Consider the following 15993-nt stretch of genomic DNA (forward strand, 5'->3'; position numbering starts at 1 on the left):
GTACAAATGGTCAACACAATTTCAGCGACGACCGCGTCTCAGGCGACGAGCGCGACCACATCCACAGATCGCGCGAGCGAGGTCAGTTCGGATTTTGAAACCTTTTTGCAGATGCTCACGGTGCAAATGCAGAATCAGGACCCGCTCAACCCTGTCGAGTCCGCAGACTTCGCGGTGCAACTCGCGACATTCTCCGAGGTAGAGCAGGCGGTGCTCACAAATGACCTACTCGAAGATTTGTCGACCCAGCTTGGCCTCATGGGGTTCTCGGAACTTTCCGGTTGGGTCGGTAAAGAAGCGCGAAGCGAGGCCAGCGGATATTTCAACGGGGAGACGCCTGTTTCTCTCTCTGGAGAGTTTGCGTCGGCGGCGGATAGCGCAACGCTCATTGTGCGAGATGCGAGCGGGAATGTTGTAGAGCAGGTTGCAATCAACACCGACGCACAGGATTTCGAGTGGCCGGCGTCTGGTTCAGGATCGTTTGACGCGGGTGCCTACAGCTTTGAAATCGAAAACTACTATGGCGACACGTATCTCTCTTCGACATCGGTTGAATCCTACACGCGAATTGTCGAGGCGCGCGCTGATAACGGCGATACGGTTCTGGTGCTCGAAGGCGGCACGGAGATTGCATCAGAAGATGTGACGGCGCTGCGGGACGGAGGTTGAGGCTTCGACGGATTGCGCGGTTGCAGGTCCGTGAGCACACCCGTTAAAGTCCGTTCAAATTCTGGACCGGAGCCCGAAACACATGCAAACCCGCGCCCCTGATCTCCCTCCGCGGGAGATTATAGAACTTGCTGAAGGCCTCGGGATGCAGTCCTGCGAGTGGACCTCTCTCAAAGGCGGGCGGACAAACCGTGCATGGCGCGCGAAGTGTTCCGACGACGACGTCGTTTTCAAGGTGTTCGATCAGGCGCGTGCGAACCCATTATTTCCGAATGATCCGGATGCCGAGGCGACGGCGATGGTGACGCTTCGCGGCACCGGGCTCGCCCCGAACTTTCGGTATCGGATGCAGTTCGAGGATGCCGAATGCCTCGTTTACGATCACCAACCCGGTGAAGCGCTTCCTGGTTTCGATGCGAATGCTGCGAAAACTCTGTGGAATCTTCATCAGATTAAAGTGCCGGATGGATTGAGGCGGGTCTCCTGCACGCCTGATGCGCTCATCGCCGAGGGGAAATGGTTTCTTCGAAACGCCGACCATCCTTCTGTTGAGATGATCGCCAACCGGCAGCCGTGCCTGATCAACCTGTCATGCGGGCCTGATGTTTTTCTTCACGGGGACCCCGTGCCGTCGAATTTTGTGCGGCATGGTGAGGCGCTGACGCTTATCGACTGGCAGTGTCCTGCCGTCGGGGACGCGTGCTTTGATCTCGGCCTCGCGATGTCACCCGCCATGCATCTCGTCTATGGGTCCAAAGCGGAAGATGCGCCATCAATGGACGTCCTGTCCGCCTACCCCGATGCAGAAACCGTGTCCCGCTACCGCATGCTTGCGCCGTTTGTGCACTGGCGCATGGCGGCTTATTGCGCGTGGAAGGCGGGGCAGGGCGAAGCGGTATATGGAGACGCGATCAGCGCAGAGCTTACTGCACTAGCGTCATAACCAACGCTCCAAGACCCGCGGCTGTTGCGCCACCGGCGAAGAGCCACGCGGCCTGCCACGCGGCAGATTTTGGCTTCACCGTTTCTTTCTCCTGAGAGCCCGCGACGAGCAGGTTTTCTGCGATCTGTGGGAGGCGCGGACCGAAACGCGCGAGTACGCGCGCGGTGTTCCAAAGATCGCGGCCAAAGGCGCGCGGGCCGATGTTCGTCTTGATGTAATCCTCGACGACGGGTCGTGCGACTTCCCAGATATTGATATGCGGATCGAGCGAGCGCGAGACGCCCTCGACCACAACCATGGTTCGCTGGAGGAGGATCAGCTCCGTGCGCGTCTGCATTCCGAAACGCTCGGTCACCTCAAAAAGATACGACAGAAGGCGCGCCATGGAGATGCGGCTCGCGTCCATGCCAAAGATCGGATCACCAACAGCGCGGAGTGCGCGCGCGAATTCGTCGACGTCCTGATCGGCCGGAACATAGCCCGCTTCAAAGTGGACCTCGGCGACCCGTTTGTAGTCTTTTTTGATAAAACCGTACAAAATCTCGGCATAAACGCGTCGTGTATATTCATCGAGTGCGCCCATGATCCCAAAGTCGAGCGCGATGATGTCGCCGTTCGGGGCGACCTTGAGGTTGCCCTGATGCATGTCCGCGTGGAAAAAACCGTCGCGAAGTGCATGGCGCAGGAACATCTGCAAAACGCGTTGGCCGAGAGCCGCGCGGTCGTGGCCGGCTTCGATGATCGCGTTGATCTCGGAGGCTGTGATGCCCTCGATCCATTCGAGCGTCATCACCCGACGCGAGGACAGGGCCCAGTCAACGGACGGAACGGAGAAGCCTTCGTCGTTTTCGATGTTGGCGGCGAATTCGGAGGCGGAAGAGCTTTCCAGTCTCAGGTCCAATTCGCCGTGAACCACGCCTTCAAAATGCGCGACCACATCTGTGGGGCGAAGACGACGGGAGGACGGTGAGAAGAGTTCGATAAACGACGCCACGAAGTAGAAGGCGTCTACATCTTTACGGAACGCTTTCTCAATTCCGGGGCGGAGAACTTTGACAGCGACCGGTTGACCTGTGTCTGCGCGGACAGCCTTGTGAACCTGCGCAATCGATGCGGCGGCCACGGGCTCCGAGAAGTCGGAGAAGAGTTCGGAAAGCGGCGCGCCCAATTCAGCTTCGACCGTCTTGATGGCCTGTTCGCGCGGAAATGGGGGCAGTTTGTCCTGCAGCATTTGCATCTGCTGGGCGAGTTCACCGCCCACCACGTCCGGACGAGTCGAGAGGATTTGGCCGAACTTGATATATGCCGGACCGAGCGCCGTAATCGCACGGGTCACGGGCGGAAGGTTCGGATCACCTTTGTAGCCTAGCCACTGGAACGGCCACATGACAGTGCGCGCCAGGATGCGAAGCGCACGCGGAGCGTCCATCGCATCCATGGCCTGCTTCATCGCGCCGGTGCGCTCCATCGTCGCGCCGGTTCGGATCAGTCGCCAAATATTGTGCGGGCCACGCATTAGATTTTCCACCCTGTGTGCAGAGCAGCAATGCCCATGGAGAGGTTCCGGTAGGACGCATTCTCAAAACCTGCGGCGCGGATCATGCCGAGGAAGGTTTCCTGATCCGGAAATTTGCGGATGCTCTCTACGAGGTATTGATAGCTGTCGCGGTCTCCTGCAATCGCCTGACCCATGCGCGGGATCACGTTGAAGGAATAGAGATCATAGGCCTTCTGCATCATCGGGTTCGGCAGTTGCGAGAACTCGAGCACCATGAGGCGTCCGCCTGGTTTCAGCACGCGGTAGGCCTCAGACAGTGCGTCCTGCACGCGGGTGACGTTCCGGATGCCGAATGAGATCGTGTAAACGTCGAATTGGTTGTCCTCGAACGGGAGCGCCATCGCGTCACCTGTGACCCACGTCAGATCATTCGCCATCTGTTCGGCTTCGGCGCGTTTGCGGCCCTCGACCAACATAGATTCGGTCATGTCGAGCACGACCGAAGTGGCGCCCGGCGCCCGTTTCAGAAAGCGGAAAGAGATATCGCCCGTGCCGCCTGCAACGTCGAGGAGTCGTTGGTTGGGCCGCGGTGCCAGCCAGTCCATCATCGCGTCTTTCCAAACACGGTGGATGCCCATGGACATGACATCGTTCATAATGTCGTATTTCGAGGCGACGGAGGTAAAGACCCCATGGACCATCCCGGCCTTTTGATCCTCGGCGACGTCTTTAAAGCCGAAATGGGTGGTTTTGCCGTTCTCGCTCATCGCTCTTGAACCTTTCTCGAAACTTACCCTTCTTATAGGCCTCATGTCGGGCGTGACAATCGCATGTCGCAAAGCGAAGGAAGCAAAATGCCGGAATTACCTGAGGTCGAGACAGTTCGACGCGGATTGGAGCCGTCGATGAGCGGAGTCAAAATCATGCGCGCCGATGTGAACCGTCAGGATTTACGCTGGCCGTTTCCGGAGCGGATGGTCGAACGGCTCACCGGCGCACGGGTTTTGCAGCTTCGGCGGCGTTCGAAATACATCCTCGCCGATCTGGATCGTGACGAGACCCTTCTCATTCATCTGGGAATGTCGGGCCGCATGACCGTATCAGGCGATCCTCTTGGTCAATTCGTGCATGAGCATCCCGCGCAGGAGAAGCATGATCATGTCGTGTTTCATATGGAGAACGGTGCGCGTGTTACTTTTAATGATCCGCGCAGATTCGGCGCGATGGACCTGATCCCGAGTGGTGCCGAGGCGACGCACCCCTTGTTGGCAAAGCTCGGGCCGGAACCTCTCGGGAATGCGTTTAGCGAGGAGCATCTCGTCACCGCGTTGAAAGACAAGCAATCCCCGATCAAATCGGCGCTCCTCGATCAGCATATCGTCGCGGGGTTGGGCAACATCTATGTGTGCGAGGTTCTGTTCCGCGCGGGCATTCATCCGGCGCGCAGGGCATCGCGAATTTCGGCTGCGCGTGTCGCGTCGCTCGTGCCGATCATTCGCGAAGTGCTTTTGGAGGCGATTGATGCGGGCGGCTCATCCCTAAAAGATTTCCGTCAGGCGGACGGGGAACTCGGGTATTTCCAGCATAGCTTTAAGGTCTATGGCCGCGAAGGCGGTGCTTGTGTGACAGACAATTGTGACGCAACGATCAAACGGATTACGCAATCCGGGCGCTCGACATTCTTTTGCCCTCATTGTCAAAGATGACTTGAACGACACTTTTGGGGTGTTACGACTCCCGAACCAGAAATTGATCGGAGGGCTTCATGGCCTACAAGACACTTCTCATCGAGATCAAGGACAGCGTTGAACTCATCAAGCTGAACCGGCCCGAGGCGCTCAATGCTCTCAACAGTGAGTTGATGGCCGAGCTTGCCGACGCCTTGGCGAAGGCCGACCGCGACTCCAAAGTCAGAGCCATCGTCATAACCGGTTCTGAGAAGGCCTTTGCCGCTGGTGCGGACATCAAGGAAATGTCCGAGAAGTGTTTTTCCGAGGTGACGCAGGCGAACCTCTTTGGCGCCGATGCCGACCGGATTGTCGCCACACGCAAGCCTGTGATCGCGGCCGTTGCCGGTTATGCGCTGGGCGGCGGGTGTGAACTGGCAATGATGTGCGATTTCATTCTCGCAGCGGACAACGCAAAGTTCGGCCAGCCGGAGATCAATCTTGGCATCATTCCGGGCATTGGTGGCACACAGCGCCTCGCGCGCGCGGTGGGGAAAGCCAAGGCGATGGAAATGATCCTCACGGGGCGTTTCATGGATGCCGAAGAGGCAGAGCGTGCTGGTCTCGTGTCCCGCATTGTTCCGGCAAAGAAACTCGTTGATGAGGCCCTGACGACAGCGGCCAAGATCGCAGAGAAGAGCACCATTTCGGTGGCCGCCGCGAAGGAGGCTGTTAATCGGGCGCAAGAGCTTTCTCTGACCGAGGGTGTTCTGTTTGAACGCCGCAGTTTCTTCGGCCTCTTCGCGACCGAAGACCAGAAGGAAGGCATGGCCGCTTTCCTTGAGAAGCGTGAGCCGCAATTCCGAGACAAGTGACTCTGAAAAACAGGCTTCCCTTTTTCGCGATTCTCGCGTAGAGGGACGCCTTACATGCGCGTGGAGCCCGCTCAGGCTATGATTGTCCGTCCCTCAAAGGGATCCGGGGTCCGTTGTGCAACCGAAATTCAAACAGACCTCTGGAGAGGAAAAGATCATGGCAAATACGCCCCAGTCCAAAAAACGCGCCCGTCAGGCGATCCGCCGCACCGACGTAAACAAAGCCCGTCGCTCCCGCATCCGCACCCACCTGCGCAAAGTTGAAGAAGCTATCGCATCCGGCGATCAGGCTGCTGCAAAAGCAGCTCTTCAGGCAGCTCAGCCGGAACTGATGCGCGGCGTGACCAAAGGTGTTGTTCACAAGAACACTGCTGCTCGCAAAATGTCCCGTCTGTCTTCCCGCGTGAAGGCTCTCGGCTAAGTCGAACGGCATTTACTGTTTGAAAAGCGCGCCTTAGGGCGCGTTTTTTTTGATCATAACCTCAAGCCTGCATATTCGGGAGGCGATTCTGGGGCGACCGCGGCGGCTAGCAAACTTGCTGATATTTGCACAAGAGGGCTCGATCAAATTCTGTACCGGGGCGTGCCACTTGAGGCAAAATCGCCACGTCAAAGCCCAAGTTATTAAGCTTTTCGGATTCGATTTCAGTAAAGGCAGAGTCAAGCGCGAAGAACGATTGCGCAGAGGCTTGGCTGGTTGCTAGCTTAGTCTTGCGATTCACAATCGTCTTGGGGGGACATTCGGGAATCGTGTCACAGAAGACGCGCAAAACGGACGAAGAAAACTGCCTTTTCTTCGCACAAATCCGATTTTGCCGTCGGCACGATTTTTGGAACCATGACTCGGTAGGGGTGCCGAGTCTCTGGTGTCTGAACTGAACGCGCTTTTGCGTGAGGGTGAGACTGTCCATTAGACGCTGATGCAGCTTGGCTGCGAACCTGCCGTGGAGTGAGGGCTCTTTCGGTAATGGCTTCGTCTGTCGATTTGCAAAGGCGAGCGGCATAACCGGATGGTGATGCATGGCATGTGAGGGTGCCGTGATCAGAACCAACGATCGGTTAGAGCCGGGTCCAAGATGTCCGATGCGCAAGAGCCATGGTTTAGGCCAAAAGCCTGAACCCGGTGTCAGCAAAAAGAAGCTGAGGCCGTTAAAAACAATAATTTTTGGGTCGAAATAAGAAGATGAAAAACGAGACGTGGGGACGTGTAAAGCAGCAACTTCTCGAGAGCGTGGGCCGAAATAACTACGCAAACTGGATTGAGCCGCTCGCATTAAAAAAAGTGGATAATGGTGTCGCAGTATTTTCCGTGCCCACCAGCTTTATGGCGAACTGGGTTTCGCGCAACTTCGCCGATACGATCCTGACGCATTTGAAAGCCGCAAATACGTCTGCCTCGCGTGTCGAGTTCCTTGTTGAACCGCTCCGCCCTCAGCCGGCTGCAGAGCAGGTTGTAGCGCTTGCGCCGAAGGGTGATGCAAAAACGGCTCCATCCGAGCCGAAGGTCGCAATCAGCGCCGTGGCTGAGGATGCGAAGGAAGAACTCCCGGGCGCGCCGCTCGATCCGCGCTTCACGTTCGAGAATTTCGTCGTTGGTAAGCCGAACGAACTCGCACACGCGGCAGCGCGCCGTGTGGCGGAAGGCGGCCCTGTGACCTTTAATCCGCTGTTTCTCTACGGTGGCGTTGGTCTCGGTAAAACTCACCTGATGCACGCCATTGCGCACGAGATTCGTGAACGCAGCCCTGAAAAGCGCGTTCTCTATCTCTCTGCGGAACAGTTCATGTACCGTTTCGTTCAGGCACTTCGCGATCGCCAGATGATCGACTTCAAGCAACTCTTCCGGTCCGTTGATGTGCTCATGGTCGATGACGTCCAGTTCATCGCAGGCAAAGACAGCACGCAGGAAGAGTTCTTCCACACGTTCAACGCACTGGTTGATCAGCATAAACAGATCATCATTTCTGCCGACCGTGCACCGGGCGAAATTCAGGGTCTTGAAGACCGGATCAAGTCGCGTCTCCAGTGCGGACTCGTGGTTGACCTGCACCCGACCGATTACGAACTTCGTCTCGGCATTCTTCAAACCAAGGCAGAGGTCTACCGCGCGCAATATCCGGGTCTTCAGTTTGCTGAGGGCGTTCTGGAATTCCTCGCGCACCGCATTTCGACGAACGTGCGCGTTCTCGAGGGCGCTCTTATGCGTCTCTTCGCTTTCGCATCGCTCGTAGGCCGCGAGATCACGCTCGATCTGACGCAGGAATGTCTCGCCGATATTCTCAAAGCGTCTGAACGCAAAGTCACCGTTGAAGAAATCCAGCGCAAGGTGTCCGAGCACTACGCCATTCGTCTGTCCGACATGATCGGCCCGAAGCGTGTGCGTTCCATCGCGCGTCCCCGTCAGGTTGCGATGTATCTCGCCAAGCATTTGACCGCGCGGTCTCTGCCGGAAATCGGCCGTCGTTTCGGTGGTCGCGACCATACGACCGTGATGCACGGCGTTCGCCGGATCGAAGAGCTGAAATCGACGGACAGCCAAATCGCGGATGATGTCGAAATGCTTCGCCGCGCGCTTGAAGCCTGACCTTCTTAGCGCATCGTGAGTTCAATCTGCTGCACCGCCGCGACTTTTCTGTCCGGCGGTGCCTCGGTCTCTTGACGTCTCTCACGACAATCAACACAGTCCGATAAAACAAACTATTGCGCATGGCGGTGGATCGTTTAACTTCGGCACCCCGGCCAGTGATACATGCGAGGGTGGTATGAAAATCAGCATCGAGCGCGGCACGCTTTTGAAAGCCGTCGGTCAGGCGCAATCGGTTGTCGAGCGCCGCAACACCATTCCGATCTTGGCCAACGTGCTGATCGAAGCCGAAGGGGATAAAGTCTCCTTCCGTGCAACGGATTTGGATATCGAAGTGGTCGATAAGTGCGCCGCTATGGTAGAGCGCGCGGGCGCGACGACTGTGTCTGCAGTGACGCTCCACGAGATTGTCCGCAAATTGCCCGATGGCGCGATGGTCCAGCTCACCGATGACGGCGCCAATGGCCGCCTGACGGTTGAAGCGGGCCGGTCGAACTTCTCCTTGGCGACGCTGCCGAAGGAAGATTTCCCGGTCATGGCCTCCGCCGAATACGACAGCAATTTCGCGGTGCCTGCACCCGTTCTGCGCCGCCTGTTCGACAAATCGAAGTTCGCGATCTCGACCGAGGAGACCCGTTACTACCTCAACGGTGTCTACATGCATGTTGCTGACAGCGAGAATGGCAAGTCCTTGCGCTGCGTTGCAACGGACGGTCACCGTCTCGCGCGGATCGATGCACCGCTTCCGCCGGAAGCAGGGGATATGCCGGGTGTGATCGTGCCGCGGAAAACGGTCGGCGAGTTGCGCAAGCTTCTCGAAGACGACGACATGCAGATCGCGGTGTCTGTTTCCGAGGCGAAAATCCGGTTTGCGACGCCTGACATCACGCTGACCTCCAAAGTCATTGATGGCACGTTCCCCGACTACACCCGCGTGATCCCGATGGGAAACACCCGCAAACTCGAAGTTGACGCGGCAGAATTTGCGAAAGCTGTAGACCGTGTGGCCACCGTGTCCTCGGAGCGCTCGCGTGCCGTGAAGCTGACGCTTGAGGAAGACAAGCTCACGCTTTCCGTCAACGCGCCTGATAGTGGTGCCGCTGAAGAAGAGTTGGCAGTGGCCTATGCAGATGAGCGCCTCGAAATCGGCTTCAACGCGAAATACCTCCTCGAGATTGCGTCTCAGGTGGATCGCGAGAATGCGGTGTTTCTGTTCAACTCCTCGGGCGATCCGACCCTGATGCGTGAAGGTGGCGACACCTCTGCCGTCTACGTCGTCATGCCGATGCGGGTTTGAGTATTTTCGTCACGAAAAAGACAAGAGTGGTGCGATGGGCGGCCTGTTCATAGAAGAGCTGAGCCTTTCGCATTTCCGCTCCCATCGGGCCGCACGTTTCGAATTGGACGGGCGGCCTGTTGCCATTTGGGGGGCGAATGGCGCGGGGAAGACGAATATCCTAGAGGCGGTTTCTCTGCTTTCACCTGGGCGAGGGCTGCGCCGCGCGGCGCCGGACGAGATTGCGCGGAAGCCGGAGAGTGTTGGCTGGAAAATTCGTGCCGGTCTTACCTCTTTGCATCAGTTTCATGAAGTGGAGACTTGGGCGGAGCCGGGTTCGTCGCGATCTGTGAAGATTGACGGCAAAGCTTCCGCGCAGGTGGCGCTTGGGCGCATAGCGCGTGTTGTCTGGCTTATCCCCGCTATGGATCGCCTTTGGATCGAAGGTGCAGAGGGGAGGCGACGGTTTCTCGACCGGATGGTGATGTCCTTTGAGCCGCGCCATGCGGAGGCTGTGCTTGCGTATGAGAAGGCGATGCGGGAGCGGAACCGGTTGCTCAAGGACATGGTGCGAGATGCGCATTGGTATGGTGCCTTAGAGGCTCAGATGGCCGAACACGGCGCTGCAATCATGCAAAACCGACAGGATGCGTTGGAGCGGCTGTCCCGCGCGCAAGAGGGCGCGGAGACGATCTTTCCGGCGGCAGAGCTGTCTCTGATGGCATCTGACAAGATGCCGCTGCCGGACGATGCCGAGGCACTCTTGGCCGCCTTTCGCGACGGCCGACCACGTGATCTAGGGGCGGGGCGCACGCTCATTGGCCCCCACAGGGCGGATCTTGGGGCGGTTTACACCGCGAAAGGCGTCGCAGCGGACCAGTGTTCGACAGGGGAGCAAAAGGCGCTTCTCATTTCACTTATTTTGGCGAACGGACGTGCGCTTGCAGAGGATTTCGGGGCGCCTCCGATCTATCTCCTCGATGAGGTGGCGGCACACCTTGACGCGGGGCGTCGGGCTGCGCTCTATGACGAAATCTGCGCTCTCGGTGCGCAAGCCTTTATGACCGGCACCGGACCGGAGCTCTTTGCGGAGTTCGGGTCTCGTGCGGCTCAGATTGAGGTCTTGGATGAGGGCGGCACGTCTGTCGTGAAAGAGCATTAAATGACCATCTCGTTTGGCGATCTAGGCCTTTATGGCTTTGCGCTATTGATCCTGTTTTTGACGCCGGGGCCTGTCTGGCTCGCTGTGTTGGCGCGCGGATTGTCCGGTGGCTTTCATGCCGTATGGCCGCTTGCCCTTGGGGTGGTCATTGGTGATTTCCTGTGGGCGCTGCTCGCGATCTTCGGCGTCTCGTGGATCGTTTCGGAGTTCGAGAGTTTCCTGTCCGTTTTGCGTTGGCTCGCGACAGTTATGTTCGTCACCATGGGCTTTCTTCTCATCCGTCATTCGGACAAGAAAATCGCCGCAGACAGCCGTTTGACACGCCCCGGAATGTGGGCGGGTTTTATTGCGGGATTGGTGTGCATCCTCGGCAATCCCAAGGCGATCCTCTTCTACATGGGGTTCTTGCCTGGGTTCTTTGATCTGTCGTCTTTGGTCATTTGGGATGTGGTTGCGATCTGTGTTACGTCGGCCATTATTCCGCTCGTCGGAAACCTCATCCTCGGGCTCTCGATTGGGGGGCTGCGGACGCTCACGTCCTCTCCGAAGGCGCTCAAGCGGATGAATATCGGTGCGGGCGTATTGCTTATTTTCGTGGGCCTCATTCTGCCCTTCGTCTGAGGCGGAAAAGACGTGTCAATTGCGTGACATCCGTTGCTCTCTCACGTATAAAATAGGCAGGAAATAACAAGGATTTTCAAATGTCCGAAGAAGCGCAGCAGCCAGCCGAATATGGCGCCGATTCCATCAAGGTTCTCAAGGGCTTGGAGGCCGTCCGCAAACGTCCTGGTATGTATATCGGTGACACGGACGATGGCTCTGGTCTGCACCACATGGTGTATGAGGTCGTGGATAACGGGATCGATGAGGCTCTTGCAGGTCACGCGGACTATGTGACCGTCAAAATCCACAAGGATAGCTCTGTTTCCGTGCGCGATAACGGGCGCGGTATCCCTGTGGGTATCCACGAAGAAGAGGGCGTTTCTGCGGCCGAGGTCATCATGACCCAGCTGCACGCAGGCGGTAAATTCGACAGCAACTCCTACAAGGTGTCGGGTGGTCTGCACGGTGTGGGTGTGTCGGTTGTGAACGCGTTGTCCGAGTGGCTTGAGCTCAAGGTGTGGCGCGACGGGAAAATCCATAAGGCAAAGTTCGTCAAAGGCGAGACAGCCGAGCATCTCGAAGTGATCGGGGATGCAGGTGATGAGACTGGGACCGAGGTGCGCTTCCTTGCCTCCGCCAAAACGACGGATCCCGAGGGCACCTTCTCGAACCTCGAATATTCCTTCGAGACGCTCGAAAAACGTCTCCGTGAACTCGCGTTCCTGAACTCCGGAGTGCGTATCATTCTCGAGGATGAGCGCCCTGCGGAGCCGCTTCGCTCCGAGCTTTTCTACGAGGGCGGTGTTAAGGAATTCGTCAAATATCTGGATCGTCACAAGGCGTCGATGATGCCGGACCCGATCTTTGTGACCGGCGAAAAAGACGGCATCGGTGTGGAAGTCGCAATGTGGTGGAACGACAGCTACCACGAGAACGTGTTGCCGTTTACCAACAACATCCCGCAGCGCGATGGTGGTACCCACCTCGCGGGTTTCCGTGGGGCTCTGACGCGGACCCTGACCAAGTTTGCGATGGAAAGCGGGATCGCAAAGAAAGAGAAAATCACCTTTACGGGCGACGACGCGCGCGAGGGTCTGACATGCGTGCTCTCGGTCAAAGTGCCGGACCCGAAATTCTCGTCCCAGACCAAAGATAAACTCGTGTCTTCTGAGGTGCGGCCTGCTGTTGAAAGCCTCGTGGGCGAAAAGCTCAACGAATGGTTCGATGAGAACCCGAACGAGGCAAAAATGATCGTGAGCAAGATTCTCGAGGCTGCGATGGCCCGTGAAGCCGCTCGCAAGGCGCGTGAACTGACCCGTCGCAAATCTGCGCTCGATGTGAACTTCCTCGCCGGCAAACTCAAAGATTGCTCCGAGAAAGATCCGTCACAGACCGAAGTCTTCCTCGTCGAGGGTGACTCCGCCGGTGGTTCGGCACAGACGGGTCGTGATCGTCGTACGCAGGCCATCCTGCCGCTGAAAGGTAAAATCCTGAACGTCGAACGTGCGCGTTTTGACCGAATGCTGTCCTCACAGGAAATTGGCAACCTCGTGATGGCGCTCGGCACCGGGATCGGTCGCGATGAGTTCAAACTCGACAAGCTGCGCTATCATAAGATCGTCATTATGACCGATGCGGACGTCGATGGTGCGCACATCCGGACACTTCTCCTGACGTTCTTCTTCCGTCAGATGCCGGAACTGATCGAGGCAGGCCATTTGTTCATCGCGCAGCCGCCGCTCTATAAAGTGTCGCGTGGTAAGTCCGAGGTCTACCTCAAGGACCAAGCCGCGATGGAGGATTACCTGATCCAGCAGGGCGTCGAGGGCGCTGTTCTCCGCCTGAAGAGCGGCGAAGAAATCGCCGGCGCCGACCTCGCCCGCGTTGTTGAGGGCGCTCGCACCTTCAAGCGCATTCTGGAGGCCTTCCCGACACACTATCCGCGCCACATTGTGGAGCAGGCCGCGCTTTCCGGCGCGTTTGAGCCAGGGCGCGTGGATGCCGATCTGACCGGCACTGCGGATGCGGTGGCGAAACGTCTGGACCTTATCGCGCTTGAATATGAGCGCGGCTGGAATGGCCGTCCGACACAGGATGCCGGTATCCGTCTCACCCGCGTTCTGCGTGGCGTGGAAGAGGTGCGCACGCTCGATGGTGCGATCCTCCGCGGCGGTGAAGCGCGACGCATCAATCAGGAAGTTGCTGCGACCGGCGGGGTCTACAAAGATCCGTCCAAACTCGTGCGGAAAGACCGCGAAACCTTGATTCACGGTCCGACTGAGCTGCTCACGGCTATTCTCGAAGAAGGTGAAAAAGGTCTGTCCCTCCAGCGGTATAAGGGTCTTGGCGAGATGAACCCGGATCAGCTTTGGGAAACCACGCTTGATCCGGATGCGCGAACCCTGCTGCAGGTAAAGATTGAAGACTTCGCAGAAGCGGACGACATCTTTACGAAGCTGATGGGCGATGTCGTTGAGCCGCGTCGCGAGTTCATTCAGGACAACGCTCTCAACGTCGAAAACCTCGACGCTTGATCCGTGGGTTGGGTCCGTGCGCACGTCGCGTGGACCTAACCGTTTACACTCACCCACTGGCGTCTGCTGCATCAGCGGCTTTCCGCGTGTGTGAGTTGAAGTTTTAAGACATTCGCGACAGGGTAAGTCCACGAATGAAGTATCCAAATAGGTCCTGACGTGTTCCGATTCTTCCGGCGCCCAGCCCCGACCGAACCTGAAGCCCCCGAAGGCCGTATCCGGTTTGAGGGCGAGCCTCCAAACCCTGATCAGCCTCTTTTCATTGTTGGCGACATCCACGGCCAAATTCGGGCGCTTGACGCCTTGCTGGACCGCGCTGCGAGGGAATTTCCGACGAGCCGGCTAGTTTTTGTCGGGGATTTTATCGACCGCGGAGAAAGCAGCGCGGATGTGTTGTCGCGCCTCTATGACCTCTCGCTTGAAAACGCCGAGGGGGTTTTTATTCTCGGCAACCACGAGGAAATGTTCCTGGCCTTTCTCGACGCGCCTGAAGAAGCAGGGAACAGGTGGTTGAAGTATGGTGGGTTGCAAACGATGGCGAGCTTCGGGTCGTTTCATCTCCGCGAAAATTCCACCACTGAAATGTTAGTTGAGGCACGCGATAAACTCCGCAGCGTGATGCCCAACGGGCTTGAGAATTGGCTTCGATCACGGCCTCGCCATTGGCAGAGCGGCAACGTCGGTATCGTGCATGCCGGTGCCGATCCCCAACGGCCGTTGAATGAGCAGCGCGTGAATAGTCTGACTTGGGGACACAAAGATTTCGGACGCCTCGCTCGGCAAGATGGTCTGTGGATTGTTCATGGACATACGATCGTTGAGATGCCGCGCGAGAAAAACGGCGTCATTTCCATTGATACAGGGGCATACGCAACGGGAAAGCTGACAGCCGCCCACATTGACAATGGGCAACTGAGTTTCGTGCAGGCGTCTGGCTGTTGACGTTCCGTTGTCTACGGGTCGCATTTTGGAACCCCGAGGCGGATCAGTTCGGTTCCGGAGAGGCGCGACATCGAGAAGACACTGTGACGGGCTTTGTCCAGATACCAAACCCGGATATTGAGCGGATAGTGGGCCGCAATGAAGCGTGACCACTCTTCGAATTCTGTTTCGCTAAGCTTTGGGCCCAAGCGGTAGGGCCCGTGAAAGCCGAAGACAGCACGCGGAGAGACGCACATGTTCTCAACGGCGAGATACATCGTGCAACTCGAGAGGCATGCGCCGCTTCGTATTTCCACTCGTTGCTTCAGGCGATTGATTTCCTGGATTTCATTGTAGCGCGCTCGTACGCCGCCTCCCGAGTCTCCTCGGACGATGATCGTGGCTCCCGGCGCCTGCGTTTTGGGCCGCGCTGCGTATGCACCTGACGTCGCGACGGTTGTCCATATGCTCAAAGACACAAGAAACACAAAGGTCTTCAGCACGCGCGCAATCTGCGCGCGTTCGAAAATTTTCTTCCTCATGAAAATCACCCCACGTGATTGTTGTGGGATGGTTTCCATCCCTCACCGCCGACCCCAATCGGCATGTGGAGGATTTGAGCAGAGAAACCCTAATATTTGGTTTGAGGCGCGTAACGTAATCTCAGAAACAAAAAGGCAGCACGAAAGGCTGCCTTTTTAGTCATTCCAAATGCGACGTAACACACGGACGATTAGTTCGTCGTGGTCGTAGACGTTGTCGTCGTTGTCGTCGTTGTGGTGGTGGTTGTCGAACCGCCCGTGACCGCAGCAATAGCAGCCGCGATACTCGTGGCGGCAGGTGCAGCTGCCGCGAGGTTCAGAATTTCACCATTTGGCATACGGAAGCAGATCGGATTGTTCAGGTTTACCGGATTGCTGCAGAAGTTCGGGTTCTGAGCAGCGGCCTGCCAACCGTTAGGGGTATTCGCCGGCGGAGTATTTGCTGGCGGAGTACCTGTTCCAGGCGTCTGCTGAGCAACAGCGGGTAGTGACGTAGTAATCGCGATGGCTGCGGCAAAAAAGATGCGTTTCATACTAAAACTCACTTGATTCATGATGATGGCACTCACCGCATGGCGGTGATTTATCGTCTTCTTGCCTCCCAAGTAACACTCTTTCCGAGATTCGTCACATGCGGAAGCGCGCTCTGGCTGTTTCCAGCTCGAATTTCATTCTGCAGTTGCAAAAAAACTATGCAGATTTACGTCGCGTAATGTTGT

Annotated in this window: 15 protein-coding genes; 11 read left to right on the top strand and 4 right to left on the bottom strand. The window is 57.3% G+C overall.

Annotated elements, in window-relative coordinates:
- Positions 1 to 6: 6 nt before the first annotated feature.
- Positions 7 to 669, top strand: a complete 663-nt coding sequence (locus LA304_RS12200) for a flagellar hook capping FlgD N-terminal domain-containing protein (protein WP_224503437.1) — start codon at positions 7 to 9, stop codon at positions 667 to 669.
- 82 nt (positions 670 to 751) lie between these two features.
- On the top strand, positions 752 to 1612 hold the full coding sequence (locus tag LA304_RS12205) for a phosphotransferase (protein ID WP_224503438.1): 861 nt from the start codon (positions 752 to 754) through the stop codon (positions 1610 to 1612).
- Here the strand turns inward: LA304_RS12205 and ubiB are convergent.
- A complete protein-coding gene (ubiB, locus tag LA304_RS12210; protein WP_224503439.1) occupies positions 1593 to 3128 on the bottom strand; it encodes a 2-polyprenylphenol 6-hydroxylase in 1536 nt (511 codons plus the stop codon). The two genes, LA304_RS12205 and ubiB, sit on opposite strands and share 20 nt — an antisense overlap.
- A complete protein-coding gene (gene ubiE / locus LA304_RS12215; RefSeq protein WP_224503440.1) occupies positions 3128 to 3877 on the bottom strand; it encodes a bifunctional demethylmenaquinone methyltransferase/2-methoxy-6-polyprenyl-1,4-benzoquinol methylase UbiE in 750 nt (249 codons plus the stop codon). Before ubiE ends, ubiB begins: the two co-directional genes overlap by 1 nt.
- A gap of 87 nt (positions 3878 to 3964) precedes the next feature.
- Here ubiE and mutM point away from each other — a divergent pair, with 87 nt between their 5' ends.
- The 9 genes from mutM (at position 3965) to LA304_RS12260 (ending at position 14753) form a co-directional block, all read left to right on the top strand.
- Positions 3965 to 4816: a bifunctional DNA-formamidopyrimidine glycosylase/DNA-(apurinic or apyrimidinic site) lyase gene (gene mutM, locus LA304_RS12220; RefSeq protein ID WP_224503441.1), complete on the top strand. Its 852-nt coding sequence runs from the start codon at positions 3965 to 3967 to the stop codon at positions 4814 to 4816.
- Between the two features lie 59 nt (positions 4817 to 4875).
- Complete coding sequence (locus LA304_RS12225; protein WP_224503442.1) at positions 4876 to 5652, top strand: enoyl-CoA hydratase; 777 nt, start codon at positions 4876 to 4878, stop codon at positions 5650 to 5652.
- A 157-nt stretch (positions 5653 to 5809) separates the two neighbouring features.
- Entirely contained in the window at positions 5810 to 6073 is a 264-nt protein-coding gene (gene rpsT, locus LA304_RS12230) for a 30S ribosomal protein S20 (protein WP_224503443.1), read from the top strand.
- 762 nt (positions 6074 to 6835) lie between these two features.
- A complete protein-coding gene (gene dnaA / locus LA304_RS12235; RefSeq protein ID WP_224503444.1) occupies positions 6836 to 8236 on the top strand; it encodes a chromosomal replication initiator protein DnaA in 1401 nt (466 codons plus the stop codon).
- A 178-nt stretch (positions 8237 to 8414) separates the two neighbouring features.
- Positions 8415 to 9533 (top strand): DNA polymerase III subunit beta, encoded by a 1119-nt coding sequence (dnaN, locus tag LA304_RS12240; protein WP_224503445.1) that lies wholly within the window; start codon positions 8415 to 8417, stop codon positions 9531 to 9533.
- A 34-nt stretch (positions 9534 to 9567) separates the two neighbouring features.
- A complete protein-coding gene (gene recF / locus LA304_RS12245) occupies positions 9568 to 10674 on the top strand; it encodes a DNA replication/repair protein RecF (RefSeq protein ID WP_224503446.1) in 1107 nt (368 codons plus the stop codon).
- Positions 10675 to 11295 (top strand): LysE family translocator, encoded by a 621-nt coding sequence (locus tag LA304_RS12250; protein WP_224503447.1) that lies wholly within the window; start codon positions 10675 to 10677, stop codon positions 11293 to 11295. It abuts the gene before it with no gap.
- Positions 11296 to 11375: 80 nt separating this feature from the next.
- On the top strand, positions 11376 to 13811 hold the full coding sequence (gyrB, locus tag LA304_RS12255) for a DNA topoisomerase (ATP-hydrolyzing) subunit B (RefSeq protein ID WP_224503448.1): 2436 nt from the start codon (positions 11376 to 11378) through the stop codon (positions 13809 to 13811).
- Positions 13812 to 13970: 159 nt separating this feature from the next.
- Complete coding sequence (locus LA304_RS12260) at positions 13971 to 14753, top strand: metallophosphoesterase family protein (RefSeq protein ID WP_224503449.1); 783 nt, start codon at positions 13971 to 13973, stop codon at positions 14751 to 14753.
- Positions 14754 to 14764: 11 nt separating this feature from the next.
- Here the strand turns inward: LA304_RS12260 and LA304_RS12265 are convergent, their stop codons facing one another.
- Positions 14765 to 15313 (bottom strand): hypothetical protein, encoded by a 549-nt coding sequence (locus LA304_RS12265; RefSeq protein ID WP_224503450.1) that lies wholly within the window; start codon positions 15311 to 15313, stop codon positions 14765 to 14767.
- A gap of 152 nt (positions 15314 to 15465) precedes the next feature.
- On the bottom strand, positions 15466 to 15879 hold the full coding sequence (locus LA304_RS12270; RefSeq protein ID WP_224503451.1) for a hypothetical protein: 414 nt from the start codon (positions 15877 to 15879) through the stop codon (positions 15466 to 15468).
- Positions 15880 to 15993 lie beyond the last annotated feature (114 nt).

This window comes from Celeribacter litoreus, assembly GCF_020165855.1.
GTDB classification, from domain to species: Bacteria; Pseudomonadota; Alphaproteobacteria; order Rhodobacterales; family Rhodobacteraceae; genus Celeribacter; species Celeribacter litoreus.

Excerpts from the sequence above, each read along its gene's own strand:
- LA304_RS12200 (WP_224503437.1), top strand. The coding sequence starts at position 7 with ATGGTCAACACAATTTCAGCGACGACCGCGTCTCAGGCGACGAGCGCG.
- LA304_RS12205 (WP_224503438.1), top strand. The coding sequence starts at position 752 with ATGCAAACCCGCGCCCCTGATCTCCCTCCGCGGGAGATTATAGAACTT.
- ubiB (WP_224503439.1), bottom strand. The coding sequence starts at position 3,128 with ATGCGTGGCCCGCACAATATTTGGCGACTGATCCGAACCGGCGCGACG.
- ubiE (WP_224503440.1), bottom strand. The coding sequence starts at position 3,877 with ATGAGCGAGAACGGCAAAACCACCCATTTCGGCTTTAAAGACGTCGCC.
- mutM (WP_224503441.1), top strand. The coding sequence starts at position 3,965 with ATGCCGGAATTACCTGAGGTCGAGACAGTTCGACGCGGATTGGAGCCG.
- LA304_RS12225 (WP_224503442.1), top strand. The coding sequence starts at position 4,876 with ATGGCCTACAAGACACTTCTCATCGAGATCAAGGACAGCGTTGAACTC.
- rpsT (WP_224503443.1), top strand. The coding sequence starts at position 5,810 with ATGGCAAATACGCCCCAGTCCAAAAAACGCGCCCGTCAGGCGATCCGC.
- dnaA (WP_224503444.1), top strand. The coding sequence starts at position 6,836 with ATGAAAAACGAGACGTGGGGACGTGTAAAGCAGCAACTTCTCGAGAGC.
- dnaN (WP_224503445.1), top strand. The coding sequence starts at position 8,415 with ATGAAAATCAGCATCGAGCGCGGCACGCTTTTGAAAGCCGTCGGTCAG.
- recF (WP_224503446.1), top strand. The coding sequence starts at position 9,568 with ATGGGCGGCCTGTTCATAGAAGAGCTGAGCCTTTCGCATTTCCGCTCC.
- LA304_RS12250 (WP_224503447.1), top strand. The coding sequence starts at position 10,675 with ATGACCATCTCGTTTGGCGATCTAGGCCTTTATGGCTTTGCGCTATTG.
- gyrB (WP_224503448.1), top strand. The coding sequence starts at position 11,376 with ATGTCCGAAGAAGCGCAGCAGCCAGCCGAATATGGCGCCGATTCCATC.
- LA304_RS12265 (WP_224503450.1), bottom strand. The coding sequence starts at position 15,313 with ATGGAAACCATCCCACAACAATCACGTGGGGTGATTTTCATGAGGAAG.